This window comes from Rhodococcus sp. BE178 (genome assembly GCF_050433545.1).
Lineage (GTDB): Bacteria > Actinomycetota > Actinomycetes > Mycobacteriales > Mycobacteriaceae > Prescottella.
This window is the reverse complement of record NZ_JBNPXA010000028.1, coordinates 1-15,258: the sequence shown is the minus strand read 5'-3', so window position 1 is coordinate 15,258 and position 15,258 is coordinate 1. Positions and strand designations below refer to the sequence as shown.

15 protein-coding genes and 2 pseudogenes are annotated in these 15,258 nt (G+C 63.8%); 8 read left to right on the top strand and 9 right to left on the bottom strand.

Annotated elements, in window-relative coordinates; genetic code table 11:
• Positions 1-50: 50 nt before the first annotated feature.
• The 3 genes from J2X34_RS27930 to J2X34_RS27920 form a co-directional block, all read right to left on the bottom strand.
• On the bottom strand, positions 51-410 hold the full coding sequence (locus J2X34_RS27930; RefSeq protein WP_397484717.1) for a nuclear transport factor 2 family protein: 360 nt from the start codon (positions 408-410) through the stop codon (positions 51-53).
• Between the two features lie 5 nt (positions 411-415).
• The gene (locus J2X34_RS27925; RefSeq protein WP_114722033.1) at positions 416-988 is read right to left on the bottom strand and encodes a VOC family protein; all 573 of its coding nucleotides are present in this window, start codon (positions 986-988) and stop codon (positions 416-418) included.
• Between the two features lie 152 nt (positions 989-1,140).
• On the bottom strand, positions 1,141-1,509 hold the full coding sequence (locus J2X34_RS27920; RefSeq protein ID WP_114722032.1) for a nuclear transport factor 2 family protein: 369 nt from the start codon (positions 1,507-1,509) through the stop codon (positions 1,141-1,143).
• A gap of 389 nt (positions 1,510-1,898) precedes the next feature.
• On the opposite strand from J2X34_RS27920, the gene J2X34_RS27915 reads away from it, so the two are divergent.
• The 5 genes from J2X34_RS27915 (at position 1,899) to J2X34_RS27895 (ending at position 7,678) form a co-directional block, all read left to right on the top strand.
• Positions 1,899-2,663: an SDR family NAD(P)-dependent oxidoreductase gene (locus J2X34_RS27915; protein WP_114722031.1), complete on the top strand. Its 765-nt coding sequence runs from the start codon at positions 1,899-1,901 to the stop codon at positions 2,661-2,663.
• A 29-nt stretch (positions 2,664-2,692) separates the two neighbouring features.
• Positions 2,693-3,544 (top strand): helix-turn-helix domain-containing protein, encoded by an 852-nt coding sequence (locus J2X34_RS27910; protein ID WP_429520314.1) that lies wholly within the window; start codon positions 2,693-2,695, stop codon positions 3,542-3,544.
• Positions 3,545-3,855: 311 nt separating this feature from the next.
• Positions 3,856-5,514: a long-chain-fatty-acid--CoA ligase gene (locus tag J2X34_RS27905; protein ID WP_429520313.1), complete on the top strand. Its 1,659-nt coding sequence runs from the start codon at positions 3,856-3,858 to the stop codon at positions 5,512-5,514.
• Between the two features lie 303 nt (positions 5,515-5,817).
• Positions 5,818-6,561, top strand: coding sequence for an aspartate/glutamate racemase family protein (locus J2X34_RS27900; protein WP_429520312.1), 744 nt, complete (start codon positions 5,818-5,820; stop codon positions 6,559-6,561).
• Positions 6,562-6,577: 16 nt separating this feature from the next.
• On the top strand, positions 6,578-7,678 hold the full coding sequence (locus J2X34_RS27895; RefSeq protein ID WP_114722027.1) for a nuclear transport factor 2 family protein: 1,101 nt from the start codon (positions 6,578-6,580) through the stop codon (positions 7,676-7,678).
• Positions 7,679-7,831: 153 nt separating this feature from the next.
• On the opposite strand, the pseudogene J2X34_RS27890 reads toward J2X34_RS27895, so the two are convergent.
• Positions 7,832-8,199 (bottom strand): annotated as a pseudogene (locus tag J2X34_RS27890) (acyl-CoA dehydrogenase family protein); the annotation flags it as partial.
• Between the two features lie 268 nt (positions 8,200-8,467).
• Between J2X34_RS27890 and trxB the strand changes: the two are divergent.
• A complete protein-coding gene (trxB, locus tag J2X34_RS27885; protein ID WP_429520311.1) occupies positions 8,468-9,463 on the top strand; it encodes a thioredoxin-disulfide reductase in 996 nt (331 codons plus the stop codon).
• Between the two features lie 50 nt (positions 9,464-9,513).
• Positions 9,514-9,837 carry a thioredoxin gene (trxA, locus tag J2X34_RS27880; protein WP_114722025.1) on the top strand — a complete coding sequence of 108 codons (324 nt, stop codon included), beginning with the start codon at positions 9,514-9,516 and terminating at the stop codon, positions 9,835-9,837.
• A gap of 74 nt (positions 9,838-9,911) precedes the next feature.
• On the opposite strand, the gene J2X34_RS27875 is transcribed toward trxA, so the two are convergent.
• Both J2X34_RS27875 and J2X34_RS27870 read right to left on the bottom strand, forming a co-directional pair.
• On the bottom strand, positions 9,912-10,508 hold the full coding sequence (locus J2X34_RS27875; protein ID WP_429520310.1) for a TetR/AcrR family transcriptional regulator: 597 nt from the start codon (positions 10,506-10,508) through the stop codon (positions 9,912-9,914).
• 97 nt (positions 10,509-10,605) lie between these two features.
• The gene (locus J2X34_RS27870) at positions 10,606-11,607 is read right to left on the bottom strand and encodes an LLM class flavin-dependent oxidoreductase (protein WP_429520309.1); all 1,002 of its coding nucleotides are present in this window, start codon (positions 11,605-11,607) and stop codon (positions 10,606-10,608) included.
• A 450-nt stretch (positions 11,608-12,057) separates the two neighbouring features.
• On the opposite strand from J2X34_RS27870, the gene J2X34_RS27865 reads away from it, so the two are divergent.
• Positions 12,058-12,366: a hypothetical protein gene (locus J2X34_RS27865; RefSeq protein WP_114722022.1), complete on the top strand. Its 309-nt coding sequence runs from the start codon at positions 12,058-12,060 to the stop codon at positions 12,364-12,366.
• Positions 12,367-12,648: 282 nt separating this feature from the next.
• Here J2X34_RS27865 and J2X34_RS27860 read toward each other — a convergent pair whose 3' ends face one another.
• From J2X34_RS27860 to J2X34_RS27850, 3 genes and pseudogenes are all read right to left on the bottom strand, one after another.
• A complete protein-coding gene (locus tag J2X34_RS27860) occupies positions 12,649-13,806 on the bottom strand; it encodes an acyl-CoA dehydrogenase family protein (RefSeq protein WP_114722021.1) in 1,158 nt (385 codons plus the stop codon).
• 20 nt (positions 13,807-13,826) lie between these two features.
• Entirely contained in the window at positions 13,827-14,828 is a 1,002-nt protein-coding gene (locus J2X34_RS27855) for an NAD(P)H-dependent flavin oxidoreductase (protein WP_114722020.1), read from the bottom strand.
• Positions 14,829-15,078: 250 nt separating this feature from the next.
• Positions 15,079-15,258: pseudogene (locus J2X34_RS27850) on the bottom strand (3-hydroxyacyl-CoA dehydrogenase); the annotation flags it as partial.

The window sequence follows — 15,258 nt, the reverse complement described above, 5'->3', positions numbered from 1 at the left end:
CCGCCGATCGAATCGATCGGCGGGGCTGTTTCTCTTGATCACGTCTCTATTCAGGCAAAGACCTTGCGAAGTTGGCCGGCGTCCAGGTATTCCTCGATGCGGCGGACCTTGCCGCCGTCGACGAACACCCGGAAGATCGTGGGGACGTTGACGGTCTTGTCCCCGATAGTCGCCCGGATGACGTGCTGACGCACAAAGCCGTCCTCGAGGGCGGTACAGCGGGCTTCGTCGTAGCCGAAGTCGTCGTAGCGGGTGGGGATGCCCGAGAGGATGCGGAGGTTGTCCTCACGGGACTGCTCGGCGTTGTCCCAGTTGTGCCAGATCTTCACGTCCGCGTGATAGATCTCGTCGAGGACGGCGACATCGCCTCGGCTGAGGGCGGTGAACATCTTGTCTGCGAGCGCGAGCATCTCACTCACTTGGCAGCAGCCCCAACCGGAGCGCCGAGGCCGCCGTCCGCGGTCCGGGGCGCGTGCGCGACGTCGTCCTCGCGCAGCTCACGTGTCCACGCCGCGAACTCGAGCAGAATGCCGTCCGGGTCGAAGAAGTAGATCGACTTCACGAACGTGGAGTCGCTGTCCTGGAGGCTGATCCCGCGCTCGGACTTGTCGTGGTTGAGCATCGGTCCGGTCTGCACACCCTTGGCCTCGAGCTTGGCCTTGTACTCGTCGAACTTGTCGAGCGGGATCTTGAACGAGACGTGGTTCATCGAGCCGTGCGCCGACGCGATCTCCTTGCCGATACCGGGGATGGCCGCGGGCGCCGCGATACCGGGGGCGTGCGGGGCAGCGTCGGCGAACCAGAAGAACGCGATGAACTGGCCGCCGCCCATGTCGAAGAAGAAGTGCTGGCCGCCGCCGGGCAGGGAGAGCGTCATGGACAGCTTCATGCCCAGGACGTTGGTGTAGAAGTCGACGGTGCGCTCCATGTCCTGGCACACCAGCGCCAGGTGGCACACGCCACCTAGTTCGAATTCCGTGTTTGTCATGTCACATTCTCCTCGCTGCGTGGCGGCCGTCTCGCCGTCTTCTCGGCTCGACGGTAGGTCTGAGTGTTCGGATAGTCAAGATCGATCGATCGCTAAGTAGCGAACGGTGGTTTGATCGTCGTGGCGACCGGCGCCCGGTGTCGCGGGTCGGGTCAGCTGAACACGGCGCTGAGCTGGCCGCGGTCGAAGTACTCCTCGATGCGGTGGATCTTGCCGCTCTCGACGTACACGCGCAGGACCGCGGGGACGTTCACGGTCTTCTTCCCGACCGTGGCCTTGATGACGTGCTGACGGAGGAAACCGTCCTCGAGGGCGGTGTGGCGGATGTCCTCGTAGCCGAAGTCGTCATAGCGGCCGGAGATTCCCGCGAGGGTCGCGAGGTTGTCCTCACGGGACTGGTCGAGGTTGTCGAAGTTGTGCCAGACGGTCACGTCGTCGCGGTAGAAGCCGGCCACCGCGTCGATGTCGCCGTCCGAGACGGCGTTGAAGAACTGGTCTGCGAACTCGAGGATATCGCTCATTGGAGTACTCCTGACTAGGCGCCGTAGGTGGCACTGAGCTTGCTTACGGGTGCATGAGAGATGTTGGCGTTGCGCAACTTGCGGGTCCGGGCTACGTACTCGAGCACGATGGCGCCTTGGTTGAGGAAGTGGATCGACGGCGCGCAGGTGGTCCCACTCCTGGGTCCTGCGGCCGCCGGCTCGCACTCGCCTTGTCCTGTGACACGCATCGCTCGGATGTCTCACCAAGACCGTATTGCCGTCCGTTTGGTTCGTCAAGACCTATCGATCGCTAAGTTTCGAACGGATGGGTGACCATGCTATTGACGACGATCCATTCGGCATGCCAGGCTGCCGTGGCAGAGATTGCTTCTGCTTGACAGAATTGGCGCGTCGGAGAGGGTGTCGGAGTGACTGGTCGTAACCGTTTCGAGGCCAAATCTGTAATCGTCACGGGCGCCGGATCCGGCATCGGCCGCGAGACGGCACTGGCCTTCGCCAGAGAAGGTGCCCTGGTGACGGTGGCCGACATCAACAAGGTGGGTGCACAGGAGACTGTGTCGGCAATCGAGGCGGAGGGCTGCACCGCGCGGGTGTCGGTCGTCGATGTCGCCAACGCCGCTTCGGTCGAGTCGATGGTCGAGGAAGCGGTCGACGCATATGGCCGCATCGATGTTCTCCACAACAATGCCTACTGGGCGCCGCTGAACCGCAGCGTCGTCGACACCACCGAGGAGGAGTGGGACCAGGCTCTGGCGGTCACCCTCAAGAGTGTGTGGCTGGGTTGCAAGTATGCGATCCCGCATATGGTGAAGGGCGGCGGGGGCGCCATCGTGAACACCGCCTCCACTGCGGCGTTCATCGCGGGCCCCTCGTTCGCCGCCTACATCGCGGCGAAGGGCGGTGTGCTCGCACTGACCCGTTCGGTCGCCTACGACTTCGGCAAGCAGGGCATCCGGTGCAATGGCGTGGCACCCGGGCTTATCGAGACGCCGGCCACTGAGGACGTCTTCAGTGACCCGGCCCGGGTTGGACCCATCCGCGCGCATCAGCTCCTGGGCCGCCATGGTCAACCGGGGGAGATCGCCCAGGCAGTGCTCTTCGTCGCGAGCGACGATGCGGCATACATGACCGGACAGACCATCGTTGTGGATGGTGGTCGTCTAGCCGGGTGATCGCGTGTCGGCGGGATACCGTGGTGCTCATGGAGCGGTCGGGACGAATCGGTGGGGAAGGGCTGGGCGCCAGGATTCGCGCGGCGCGTATCGAGCGCGAGGTCGGGCTCCGGCAGCTTGCTCAGCTGGTCGGGATGAGCCCGTCATCTCTGAGTGAGTTCGAGAACGGGAAGAGCCTGCCGGGTCACGAGCGCTTGCAGGCTCTCTCGGCCGCGCTCGGGGTGCCGCTGGATCTGCGTCCGCCCGAGCCCGCCGGCCCACGGTTCGACGACTGGCGAGACTTCGAGCCGCTGGACCTCCCTCCGGTCTTTCGAACGGCGCTGGATGTCTTTGTGGAGGTCGGCTACCACGCTGCCACCGTCAGGATGATCGCCGACCGGTGCGGCTTGTCGATGGCCGGCGTCTACTACCACGTGGAGAGCAAGGACGTTCTGCTCACTGAATTGCTGCAAGGCGCGATGGCCGAGCTGATAAGCCGATGCGTGGCTGCAGACGCCGAAGCGGATTCACCCGCGGAACGGTTGGCGAACCTGGTCGAGTGCGTGATCCTTTTCCACACGTACCGCCAGGCCTCGGCGGTGCTTGCGTCCACTGAGTTGCGGTCGCTCGACGAGTCCGGCCGATCGCTGCACCTCCAGGCACGGCTGCAGGTCCGGGGCATTGTGCAGGCAGCAGTGGAGGCCTGCCGTGATGCGGGGCGGGTCGGAACCGTGCCGGCGTCATCGACCGCCACTGCGATCGTCACGATGTGCGTTGCCGTGGCCGATTGGTACAAGCCTGGCGTAAGTCCGCCGCCGCACGAGATCGCACGGGAGTACACGGACCTTGCGCTGGCCATGGCCGGCGCCGGCCCGTCGGGTCTTTCGCGTTCGCGGGACTGACGAGACAATGCGAGGCGATTCGGCGGCTCCACGCTGCAGTGCTCCACGCAGTGTCGGATGGTTGAGAGTTTCCGGGCGGCTTCAGCTTTCGACCTTCGTGTCTTGACTTGCATTGTTGGCCTGTGCAACTCTGGATAAGAGAGTTGCTCTGCCATGCAGAATAATGCGGTGTCTGGGTGGTCAGTCCCACGGAGTATCAAAGCCCAGGGTGCCAGTGCAGGTGCGTGAATCCCGCATCGTGGGCAGGGCCCTAGGCGTCGTCGGTGGGCGCGAGCAGCACCAGTAGGACAACCGGATCTGAGGAGCGCGCAATGACCGCGATTGTCAAGGGGCACCCGTCGACGAACGACGACTCGTATCAGCTCAACACGACCACGCTGATCCGTCATTCGGCCCGCAACTACCCGGAGCGCGAGATCGTCTATCGCACCGGCGACGGGGGATGGGACCGCTACACCTACGCCGACGCCTACGCGCGCATCAAGCGGATTGCCAACGCCCTGACCGGCCTGGGCGTGAAACCCGGTGATGTGGTGGGGATCCTGGACTGGAACAGTAAGCGGCATTTCGAGCTCTACTGGGCCATCCCGGGCACCGGAGCGGTGATGCTGCAGATGAACCTGCGCCTGGCGCCCGAGGACGTGGGGTATGTCGCCACCCACGGTGGCGCGTCTGTCGTCCTGGTGGACGAGAGCCTGCTGAGCGTCGCGGAGTCGGTGGCGCCGTTTGCGCCGGAGGTCACCTGGGTGGTGATGTCCGACAGGCCCCTCTCGGAGATCACCACCACGTTGCCGAACGTCCGTCATTTCGAGGACCTGGTGGCGAAGGCGTCCCCGGAGATCGACTGGCCGATGATCGACGAGAGCTCCGCCTACAGCGCCTGCTACACGACTGGCACCACCGGCCGGCCGAAGGGCGTGTACTACTCGCATCGAGCGATCTACCTGCACACCCTGACGCAGGCCTCGTCTTACGGGATGAGCGCCTCCGACGCGGTCATGCTGATCACGCCGATGTTCCACAGTCAGTCCTGGGGTCTTCCGCAGTCTGCCGTCTACGTCGCGGCCAAGATTGTTCTGCCCGGCCGCTATTCGGCACAGGACACGGACATGCTGGCAGACGTGATGATCGCCGAGAACGTGACGGTCGCGAACGGCGCCCCGGCGATCTTCCAGCCGATGCTCGACTACATCGAGACGCTCGACGTCAAACCGGACTTCAGTCGCACCCGACTGCTGTCCGGCGCCACCGAGCCCGCGCTCTCGCTCATGCGTGGGTTCTACGACTTGACCGGTGCCGATTTCATCCATGCGTACGGGGCTACCGAGACTGCGCCGATGGCTTTCGTCAACTACGGCCGCAAGGTGACCTTGCAGGGCAAGGTGACGGAAGACGAATGGTGGAGCATCAAGCGCTATCAGGGTCTTCCCGCGGGTGGTGTCGATGTGCGGATCGTAGATCCGGAGGGCAACGACTTGCCGCACGACGGCAACAGTAAGGGCGAGGTCCTGCTGCGGGGACCGTGGATCACCGCGCGGTACCACAAGCTTGATGACGACGCCGACAGGTTCCTCGACGGTTACTGGCGCAGCGGCGATATCGGGACCATCGATCAGAATGGCTACCTCAAGCTCGCGGACCGGCTCAAGGATGTCATCAAGAGTGGCGGCGAATGGATTTCGTCGATCGACATGGAAAACGCGATCATTGCCCATCCTCGGGTGGCTGAGGCGGCGGTGATCGGTGTCGAGCACCCGAAATGGCAGGAACGTCCGGTCGTGATCATGGTGACCACGGACGGCGAGGAGGTTCCGCTCGCCGAGATCCACGAGTTGCTTCAGGGTGCGTTCGCCAAATGGCAACTCCCTGACACGATTCTGTACGTCGACGAGCTTCCGCGTACAAGTGTCGGAAAGCTTGACAAGAAGGTCATGCGCGTTCAGCACGGGGACCTCTACCGAGGCGCGTAGTTCTGTCTTCAGGCCCGAGCAGTGCGATTGTCGCACTGCTCGGGATTTGCTGTATCTGTGTGTTGTACAAGTCTTTCCGGCCTTTCGAGATAGGGATTCTTCTTCTTCGTCGTAGAAACACTTTCTGATAGCCTCCTCACAGGAGTCGCTGGAAGTGGCTCGAATCACCTCGCAGTCAGGGAGACTCAGTTGACCAAGCGGATCGCATATCTCGAAATGAATACCGGCCAGCAGAAGAGCCCGGTTCCCGATCGCCTGATCGCGCCCGGGTACTCCGTCGAGTCGGTGTACACGGAGATCCGAGTGACCCCGATCGACGCGGTCGACCTCCTGCTCTCCGATGTCGTCTACGCGGAGGCTGCAATGCGGGCCGCTCGCGACGGGTGCGCCGGAGTTCTGATCGGCGGGGTTCCGGACTACGGTCTGGCAGCCGCGCGCGCCGCCTCCGACATCCCGGTGGTCGGTAGCGGTGAGGCAAGCCTGCTGGCAGCAGCGGCTCTCGGCGAGAAGTTCAGCATCGTCACGATCTGGCCGGAGACGATGGACTTCGTCTACGAGCGTCTCCTGCGCGATAATCCTGTTGGACGGCAGTGCATCTCGGTACGCTACGTCTCAACCCACGCTGAGCAGAGCACTCTGGCTGATGAAGACAACTTCCTCACCCAGATGAAGGCCGGACGCGAGGACATTATCGAGCGCATCCTGGCCGAGATCGAACTCGCAGTGCAGGACGGCGCCAAGTCGGTCATCCTGGGGTGCAACTGCATGAGCCCGGTCGCCGAGATCCTCGCTGCCCGCTCGAGCGTCCCCATCGTGGACCCGACGACGGCCGGCTACCGCCAGCTCGAGACGCTGATCGAGCTCGGTTTGCGCCCGGCGCGGGATCCGCGGGTGCCGCGATCGGAGCGTCAGGAACTCTTCGCCGAGATGGTTCAGGCGGCGGACGGCGCGCTCGGCGCCGATCAGGAAGACTGCCCGGTGTGTGTCCTCAATGACGACGGCACTGCTTCGTGTGATCTGCCGGCAAACGTGCCCGCCGAAGCGTAGGAGGGGGCAGAGATACATGAGTACTGCGTACACACTCGAATCAGTAGCTGCCCGAGCCGAAATCGAAGATGTCATCCATCGGTACTGCCATGCGACGGATCGTCGGCGTTGGTGGTTGATGGACTCGGTTTTCCACGAGGACGCAACCTGCCGATTGTCATCGATCGGCGGAAGCTGGCGCGAATTCGTCGCACAAGGCTCCGCACTTCTCGAGCCGGTCGAGGCGACGCACCACCAGGTCGGCAACATCATGATTGCTTTCGAGGGGAGCGTCGCGCACGTCGAAACGTATGTGACGGCATTCCATGCCATTCCGCATGATGCGCCTGTCGGTGGTGGTTTCGGTGGCACGGGTGAGGCGTACGAAGTCATGCTCGGCGCTCGCTATATCGACCGATTCGAACTCCGCGACGGTCGCTGGCGGATTGCGGACCGGCGCCTGCTCACGGAGTGGCGCAATCACCGTCCATCGCGGGAAGGCGGACTTGCCGCTGTCTCGGGGCAGGCGAGGGGACAGCGAGAGGACGGCATCTCGGGATCGGTCGTCGAGGCCTGGCGCACAAACGATCTCGGTCGAGTAGAAGCCAGTCGGCTTGTCGACCGTGCGGAAATCGCCGATGTTGTCAACCGCTTCTGCCACGCAGTGGATCGGAACCGATGGGAACTGATGGCGAGCGTATTCCATGAGGACGGGAAAACTGTCTTCATCGGAAACGAGCTGCCTTGGCAGAAGATGGTGGAGAACGCGCGGGTGTCGATGGGCTCCCTCGAGCGGACCCATCATCAGACGGGCAACATGCTGTTCTCCTTCGACGGTGACGTCGCCGAAGTGGAAACCTACGTCACCGCCTATCACCGAGTTCCGCCGACTGCTCCCTCAACTACGTTCTGGGACGGACGAAGTGAGGATTACGAGGGCGTTGCAGGTGGTCGATATATCGATCGATTCGAGCGCCGTGACGGTCGCTGGCGCATGGTCGAGCACCGAACCTTTGTCGAGTGGCGTCATGACCACGGCGTCGCGGAAGGCTCGTTGGCTCAAACGCCGTCGAGCATGCGAGGCCAGCGTGGAGATGCCGACGCATCACTTCCGGTGATAGCCGCGCTGCTGAACTGATTGTCGTACTGCTTTGACGTGCAACGAATGAGCGCCGGTGAATCACCGGCGCTCATTCGTTTCAGGGCCTTCGTCAGTTCTTCGCGATATCGCGACCGATGATCTCTTTCATGATCTCGGCTCGAGTCGTTGGCCCGCTATTTCGCCTGTGCCGTCGAAGGCATAGGCCTTGGTCCACGCGTAAGCGGCCCGTGCGGTTACATTGCACTGACAGCGTTCGAAAGCCGTTCACGGGGAGGCTGTTCCATCAGATGGATGAGGCCACTGCCCTCGGTGCCGAGGGGGTTGGCTGCCGGAACTCGAACGTTGTCGAACGACTACTCCGCCGTGTTCTGGCCGGCGAGACCCACTTTGTGGAGTTTTCGGCCGCGGGCGAATCCAGCCATCCCGCGTTCGACGACAAGAAGGCTGAAACCGCGTGATCCTGCGTTGGGATCGGTTCGGGCGGCGACGATCGCGATGTCGGTATGGATGCCGCTGGTGATGAATGTCTTCTGACCGTTCAAGATCTCTTGTTGCCCTGCTGGGCGGTCGCGGTGGCGTCCCTCTTGTCGTGGAGTTTTTACTTAGCGCTCGCTATAGAGGTATTGTGGGTCGCTATAGACAGCCGAAGATTCCGGGAAGCCGGGCACCGTTCATCCGAGAGCGTGTCAGCTGTTCGGAAGGTCGAATGATCTTGCTGGGCAACTCGTTCGGATGAGTCAAATCTGATGCGACGAGCTCGCGACTCCGTCAGTATCGTGCGGCCCGCTCGAACTTCCCCCATGTCGCCCCCTGAAAGAGGCCCGCATGACCACTCCGTCCACGGTCCATGACGTCATCATTGTCGGTTCCGGCCCCGCCGGATACACCGCCGGCGTCTACACCGCGCGCGCTGAGCTCGCGCCCCTTCTGTTCGAGGGAACCCAGTTCGGTGGCGCCCTCATGACCACCACCGAGGTCGAGAACTTCCCCGGATTCCGCGAAGGAATCATGGGCCCCGACCTCATGGACCAGATGCGGGAGCAGGCCCTGCGCTTCGAGACCGACATCCGCACCGAAGACGTCGACGCGATCGACCTGAGCGCACCGATCAAAACCGTCACCGCGAACGGCGAAACCTACGCCACGCACGCAATCATCCTCGCGATGGGCGCAGCCGCCCGTTACCTCGGCATCCCCGGTGAAGAACGCCTCCTCGGCCGCGGCGTCAGCGCCTGCGCCACCTGCGACGGCTTCTTCTTCCGCGACCAGGACATCGTCGTGGTCGGCGGCGGCGACTCCGCGATGGAGGAGGCCGCCTTCCTCACCCGCTTCGCCCGCTCCGTGACCCTCGTGCACCGCCGCGAGGAGTTCCGCGCCTCACGCATCATGCTCGAACGTGCCAGGGCCAACGAGAAGATCCGCTTCATGACCAACACCGAACCCGTCGAGGTGCTCGGCGAGAACAGTGTCACCGGACTCGAGGTCCGCGACACCGTCACCGGTGACACCTCCACCCTCGACATCACGGGCATGTTCGTCGCCATCGGTCACGATCCGCGCAGTGAACTCGTCAAGGGCCAGGTCGAGCTCGACGACGCCGGCTACGTCCGCGTCGCTCCGGGTTCCACCGCGACCTCCGTCGACGGCGTGTTCGCTGCCGGTGACCTGGTCGATCACACGTACCGTCAGGCCATCACCGCTGCCGGCACCGGATGCTCCGCGGCGATCGATGCCGAACGCTGGCTTGCCGATCGTGGGGATATCACCGCCGACACGCTCGACGCTGCCGGTCACAGTGTCGATGTCGTCGGCGCTCCCTGACCTCTGATCGCTTTACCTTTACGCTCGTTCCCAACCCTCGAGGAGTAACCGTGTCGAATACCGTCACCATCACCGACGATTCCTTCAAGCAGGACGTCCTGGCAAGTGACAAGCCTGTTCTGGTCGATTTCTGGGCTACGTGGTGCGGTCCGTGCAAGATGGTTGCCCCGGTTCTCGAGGAAATTGCAGGTGAGAACAGCGAGAAGTTGACCATCGCGAAGCTCGACATCGATGCCAACCCGGCCTCCGGCCGCGACTTCCAGGTCAAGTCGATCCCGACGCTGATCCTGTTCAAGGGTGGTAAGCCGGTCAAGACGATCGTCGGTGCGAAGGGCAAGGCTGCGCTGCTCAAAGAACTCGCGGACGTTCTCTGACCTACCCCGTACACACTACGGATCGCAATCAACGAATGATCGCCGGTGTTCACCGGCGCTCATTCGTGCTCAGGTCATTCGATTCCCAGCGCACGCGACCACAGGTAGGTGAGGGTGTCGATCGCCTCGTCATCCGACCCAGGTCGCCCAATCCCTCCTGCATCCATGCCCAGCCACAGATAACAACTGTGTTCGAGCATGGAGGAGAGCGCTGATGCGGCGACATACGGATCCAGCTTCGGATCCACTAGCCCTTGTCGCTGAAGCACTTTGACTCGTCCGGCAATCTGCTTGACGCCTACCTCACGAATCTGCATCCATGCTTGCAGGAACTCGTCCTCGACCGACGCCGCGTGCGTGATTCCGACCAATTCAGGAAGGAACTCGGTGTAGGTGCGCCAGAACACGGCGATGGCCGATCTCAGTGATTCCGAGGTGTACACGCCCTGCGGATCAGGGTTCCCCTGATCGAGGACGCGGCTCAAGAAGTCCTCCAACATCGCGTGGAGGATCTCCCGCTTGTTGTCGAAGTAGTTGTAGAGCGTGGCCGGAGACTTGCCGGCCTCGTCAGCGATATCGGTCATCCTGGCATTGAGATAGCCGTCGCGCTTGAAGACGGTGCGTGCAGCGGTCTTGATGAGCTGTGCGGTCTGCTGTCCCTTCGTGCCCACGCTCTGGTGCCCGGTACTCGTTGTGTGCACCTTGATGGCCCCTTCGATCTTGTCGCTGCAGTCCTGGTTTGTATCGATATCGCTGACGGGGATGCGCTTACAGCTTGGGCATGACCTCGGCGGCGAACAGCGCCATCGTGTCCATGAGCATCTCGTGCGGGAGCCCACCCACGTCGAAGACCGCCAGGTGGACGTCGGGATCGATGATCTCCTTGAACGTGTTCATGCGCTCGACAACCTCTTCGGGGCTGCCGCACATAGCCGTTCCCTCGATCAGTTCCTCGTAGTTCACGGGGGACTTGTTGCCGAGCAGTTGGCGTGCCCACGTGACATACCCGGTCAGGTAGGGGCGCCACTGCTCGCGTGCGGTCTGGCTGTCAGGTGCGACGTGAACGTAGCTGCAGGAGCCGACCACCGCCTGCTTGCCCTGCTCCTCCATGAGCTCGCGGTAGATCTTCACGAGCGGGCCCCAGGTGTCGATGCGGGCAAAGATGCTCGGCAGCATCAGGGGCAGCCCTTGTGCGGCCGTCCGTCGGACGGACTCCTCGGTGGTGCCGGTGCCCATCCACAAGCGGGGCGCGCTCGCGAGCGGTGAGGGCTTGAGCTGTACGTTCTCGAGCGGTCCGCGGAACTCGCCGGACCAGTCGAAGGGCTCCTTCGAGTTCCAGAGCTGATCCAGCAGCTGGACCTTCTCGCTCATGATGGCGTGGCCCTGCTTGGGGTCCAGACCACCGAATGCCGCGTAGGTTTCGGGGTTGATGCCGCGTCCGACGACGATCTCGGCCCGACCTCCGGACAGCTGGTCGAGCGTTGCGAAATCCTCTGCCACACGGACCGGGTCCGAGGTGGCCAGCAGGGTCACGGCAGTGGCCAGCCGGATCCGCTCGGTGCGCTCGGCAATTGCAGCGAGCATGAGCTGCGGTGAAGAGATGATGTAGTCGTTGAAGTGGTGCTCTCCCAGCGCGATCATGGAGAATCCCAAGCTCTCCGCTTCCACCGAACTGTCGACGATGGAGCGCAGACGCTCGCCCTGTGAAGTGCGAATCCCCGTGTGCGGGTTGGGTAGGTGGTCGCCGAGGCTCATGACGCCCAGTTTCATGCGATGTTCCTTCCAGTGGTGCCAGTCACAATAGATAAAAGTGACGTTAGTTTTAGTTTTACGTCACGTCAAGACCTTCGGCGAAGATCTTGGGGGCAAGGGCGCGCGTGTCGATGACGCCGAAAGGCGCTAGGACGCTGGGACTCTCGAGTTGGGGTATGTTCGGCGACCGGACTCGCAGTCCCGGGAGTCGCGGATAGCAGGGCGAAGGGCGGCGGATTGGAGGGTTTGGGGTGCGTCGTGGCGCGGGACGACGCTCCGGCCGCTGAAGTTGGCTCCGCCACTTGAGTTTCGAAACAAGGTCGGCTTAGAGTCGCGCACGCATCGTCCCCATGGGGCCCTCCGGGAGTCGCGCCTCGCGGCCGGAGGCGGTCGTGAGACCCCGGGCGCGAGCGAACCTCGGCAGGAAGATCCCGGCCGTCCCAGCACACTCAGGATTGAGGAGCAGTCATGCAATTGGTGGTAAACGAGTTCGGTGCGGTCCTGCTGGAAGATCGGGACACCTTCACCGACTTTGCGGTGCGTGCGCCGGCCGACTACGAGATCGTTCGGGTTGGAAAGGCTCTCGAGGCTGCATGGGTGGGGGAGGCAGTCGATGGGCATGCCTGGATATCCGCCGCGGCGGTCGCACGACTGGCCGATGCGGATGGTGCCGGTGACGATTGGCGGACCGGCTTCCAGGCAATGCGGGAGTACGCGCGAGGGAAGGGCTGGGTGCGAGCCGACGGAGCGATCCGGGCCCACATCGAGCATTACTGACGAGCTCTGGGCGCCGGACGGGCCGACAGACAGCACTGGGCGTGCACATGGCAGGTCGCCGTGTGCACGCCCAACGGAACCGCTGCTCGCCGGATGTACGGCCTCAGAGGCTCGATCAGACCAGGGCCGTTTTGTTGTTGAGAACCAGACCGTCGCGGGGCCAGTCGAATCGGAGTAGCTTTCCGGTGCTCGACGCAGTGGCGTACGCCGTTCGTATGTAGCCGAAGTCCGGCGATCTCCCTCCGCGCCGGATGCCCGCCGGTGTGGTTCGGAGAGTTCGTGTCACCGGAACTCGGCGGCGATATCCCGGCCGATGATCTCCTTCATGATCTCGGTGGTACCGCCGTAGATGGTCTGGATCCTGGAATCGACGTAGGCGCGGCCGATCGGGTATTCCATCATGTAGCCGTAGCCGCCATGCAGTTGCACGCAGCGGTCGATGACACGCTTCTGGAGTTCGGTCGCCCACCACTTGCTCATCGACGAGTCCACTGCAGTGAGCTCACCGGCGTTCAGCGCGAGAATGCTGCGGTCGATGTGTGATTCGGTGACCTCGATCTCCGTCCGCATTTCAGCGAGCGCGAAGCGGGTGTTCTGCAGATCGCCGATCGGCTTTCCGAATACCTTTCGCTCGAACACGTAGTTCTTGGTCCACTCGTAGGCGGCGCGGGCGGACGTGATGGCACTCACGGCGATCGAGATTCGCTCGAGCGGCAGATTCTCCATCAGGTGGATGAATCCTGCGCCCTCGGTTCCGAGCAGGTTCTCGGCCGGCACCCGGACGTCCTCGAAGACCAGCTCTGCGGTGTCCTGGCCGGCCAGTCCGACCTTGTGCAGCTTTCGCCCGCGCGTGAACCCGGGGGTGTCACGCTCGACGACGATCAGTGAGAAGCCCTTCGAGCCCGCCTCGGGATCGGTCCGGCACACCACGATTACGACGTCGGCATGGATTCCGTTGGTGATGAATGTCTTCTGGCCGTTGATCACCCATTCGTCGCCGTCACGTACCGCAGTGGTCCGAATGCCCTGGAGGTCCGAACCGGCACCGGGCTCGGTCATCGCGATCGCGCCGATCACCTCACCGGCGGCCATCCCGGGCAGCCAACGGGCCTTCTGCTCGACGGTGCCGAGGTTCGCGATGTACGGGACGACAATGTCGTCCTGAGTGTTGATCCCCGTTCCGAACGAGGTGGTGCCTGCCCGCGCGACTTCCTCGAAGACGACCTGGCGGAAACGGAAGTCAGTGACGCCGGCCCCACCGAACTCCTCCGAGATGCCGAGTCCGAGGATGCCGAACTTGCCGGCAGCGAGCCACGCCGAGCGGCTGATCAGCCGCTCTTGCTCCCACCGTTCGTAGTTCGGCTCGATCTCGCGTGCCAGGAACTCGCGAACCGTCTCGCGGTACGCCTCGTGGTCGGCTTCGAACTGGGTGCGCTGCATTCTCTTTGCTCCTCGCTGGATCAGGCGCTGACGGTGTGGGTTCCCCGGTCGCTGCCGATCAGCCCGGCGAGGCGCTCGGAGATCAGGGCCTCCGCGTCGGCGACGATGCGTTCGACGAGTGCGCCTGCGGTGGGGATGTCGTGGATGATGCCCTGGACGGTGCCGACGGTCCAGATCCCGGCCTCCGGGTCGCCGTTCTCGTAGACGAGCCGGCCGCGGGCCCCGGCGACCAACTCGCGCACGTCCTCGAACTGTCCACCGCGGTCGAGAATCTCGACGACCTCACGGCTGACGGTGTTGCTGGCCACCCGTGCGGTGTTGCGCAGCGGCCGGAAGATCAACTCGGTGTCCGTCTCCGTCGCGGCGACGATCGCTTCCTTGATGGTGCGGTGGATCGGGGATTCCTCGGTGCACATGAAGCGGGTGCCCATGTTGATGCCGTCGGCCCCGAGCGCGAGGGCGGCGACGAGGCCGCGACCGTCGCCGAAGCCGCCGGACGCGATCATCGGGATGGTGATCTGTTCGGCGGCGGCGGCGATCAACACCAGACCCGGGACATCGTCCTCGCCGGGATGTCCCGCGCACTCGAAGCCGTCGATGCTGATGCCGTCGACGCCGGCGTCCTGGGCCTTGATGGCGTGCCGGACGCTGGTGCACTTGTGCAGCACCTTGACCCCGGCGGCGTGGAAGTGGGGCAGGTGCGGTGCGGGATTGGAGCCGGCGGTCTCGACGATCTTGACGCCGGATTCGATGATCACCTGCCGGTATTCGTCGTAGGGCGGCGGAGTGATCGCGGGCAGGATCGTCAGGTTCACGCCGAACGGCTGGTCGGTCAGCTCGCGGGTGCGGGCGATTTCCTTGGCGAGGTCGTCCGGGGTGGGCTGGGTGAGCGCGGTGATCATGCCCAGGGCGCCGGCATTGGCCACGGCGGCAACGAGTTCGGCGCGGCCGACCCATTGCATGCCGCCCTGCACGATGGGGTGGCGGACGCCGAAGGTTTCGGTGAAGGCGGTAGACAGCACAACTTCTCCTCGCTGTACAGGTTCTCGATGATCGGTCAGGTAGCCGATCCTGTCGGGCCCGATAGAACGGACTCGATGCCGTCGGTGGCCGGTTCGGTTTCGGGGAGCGGACCGCTGCTGCGTGGAAACCGCGCTCGCTCAACGTTTCCGGTGCGCTGTCGAGAATGGGGCCGAACCGCAGGGAACCGAACAACCGCAGAACTCACGGTCGTCGGATCCTGCCGTCGGCCCCATCCTCACCTCGAAGTGATCAGCGCGGGGCCATGCGGATGGCGCCGTCGAGGCGGATGACCTCGCCGTTGAGCATCGGGTTGGAGACGATGTGTGCGGCGAGCGAGCCGTACTCGGCGGGGTCGCCCAGGCGCGAGGGGTGGGGCACCTGCTGGCCGAGGGAGGCCTGTGCGGCCTCGGGCAGCGAGCCGAGCAGCGG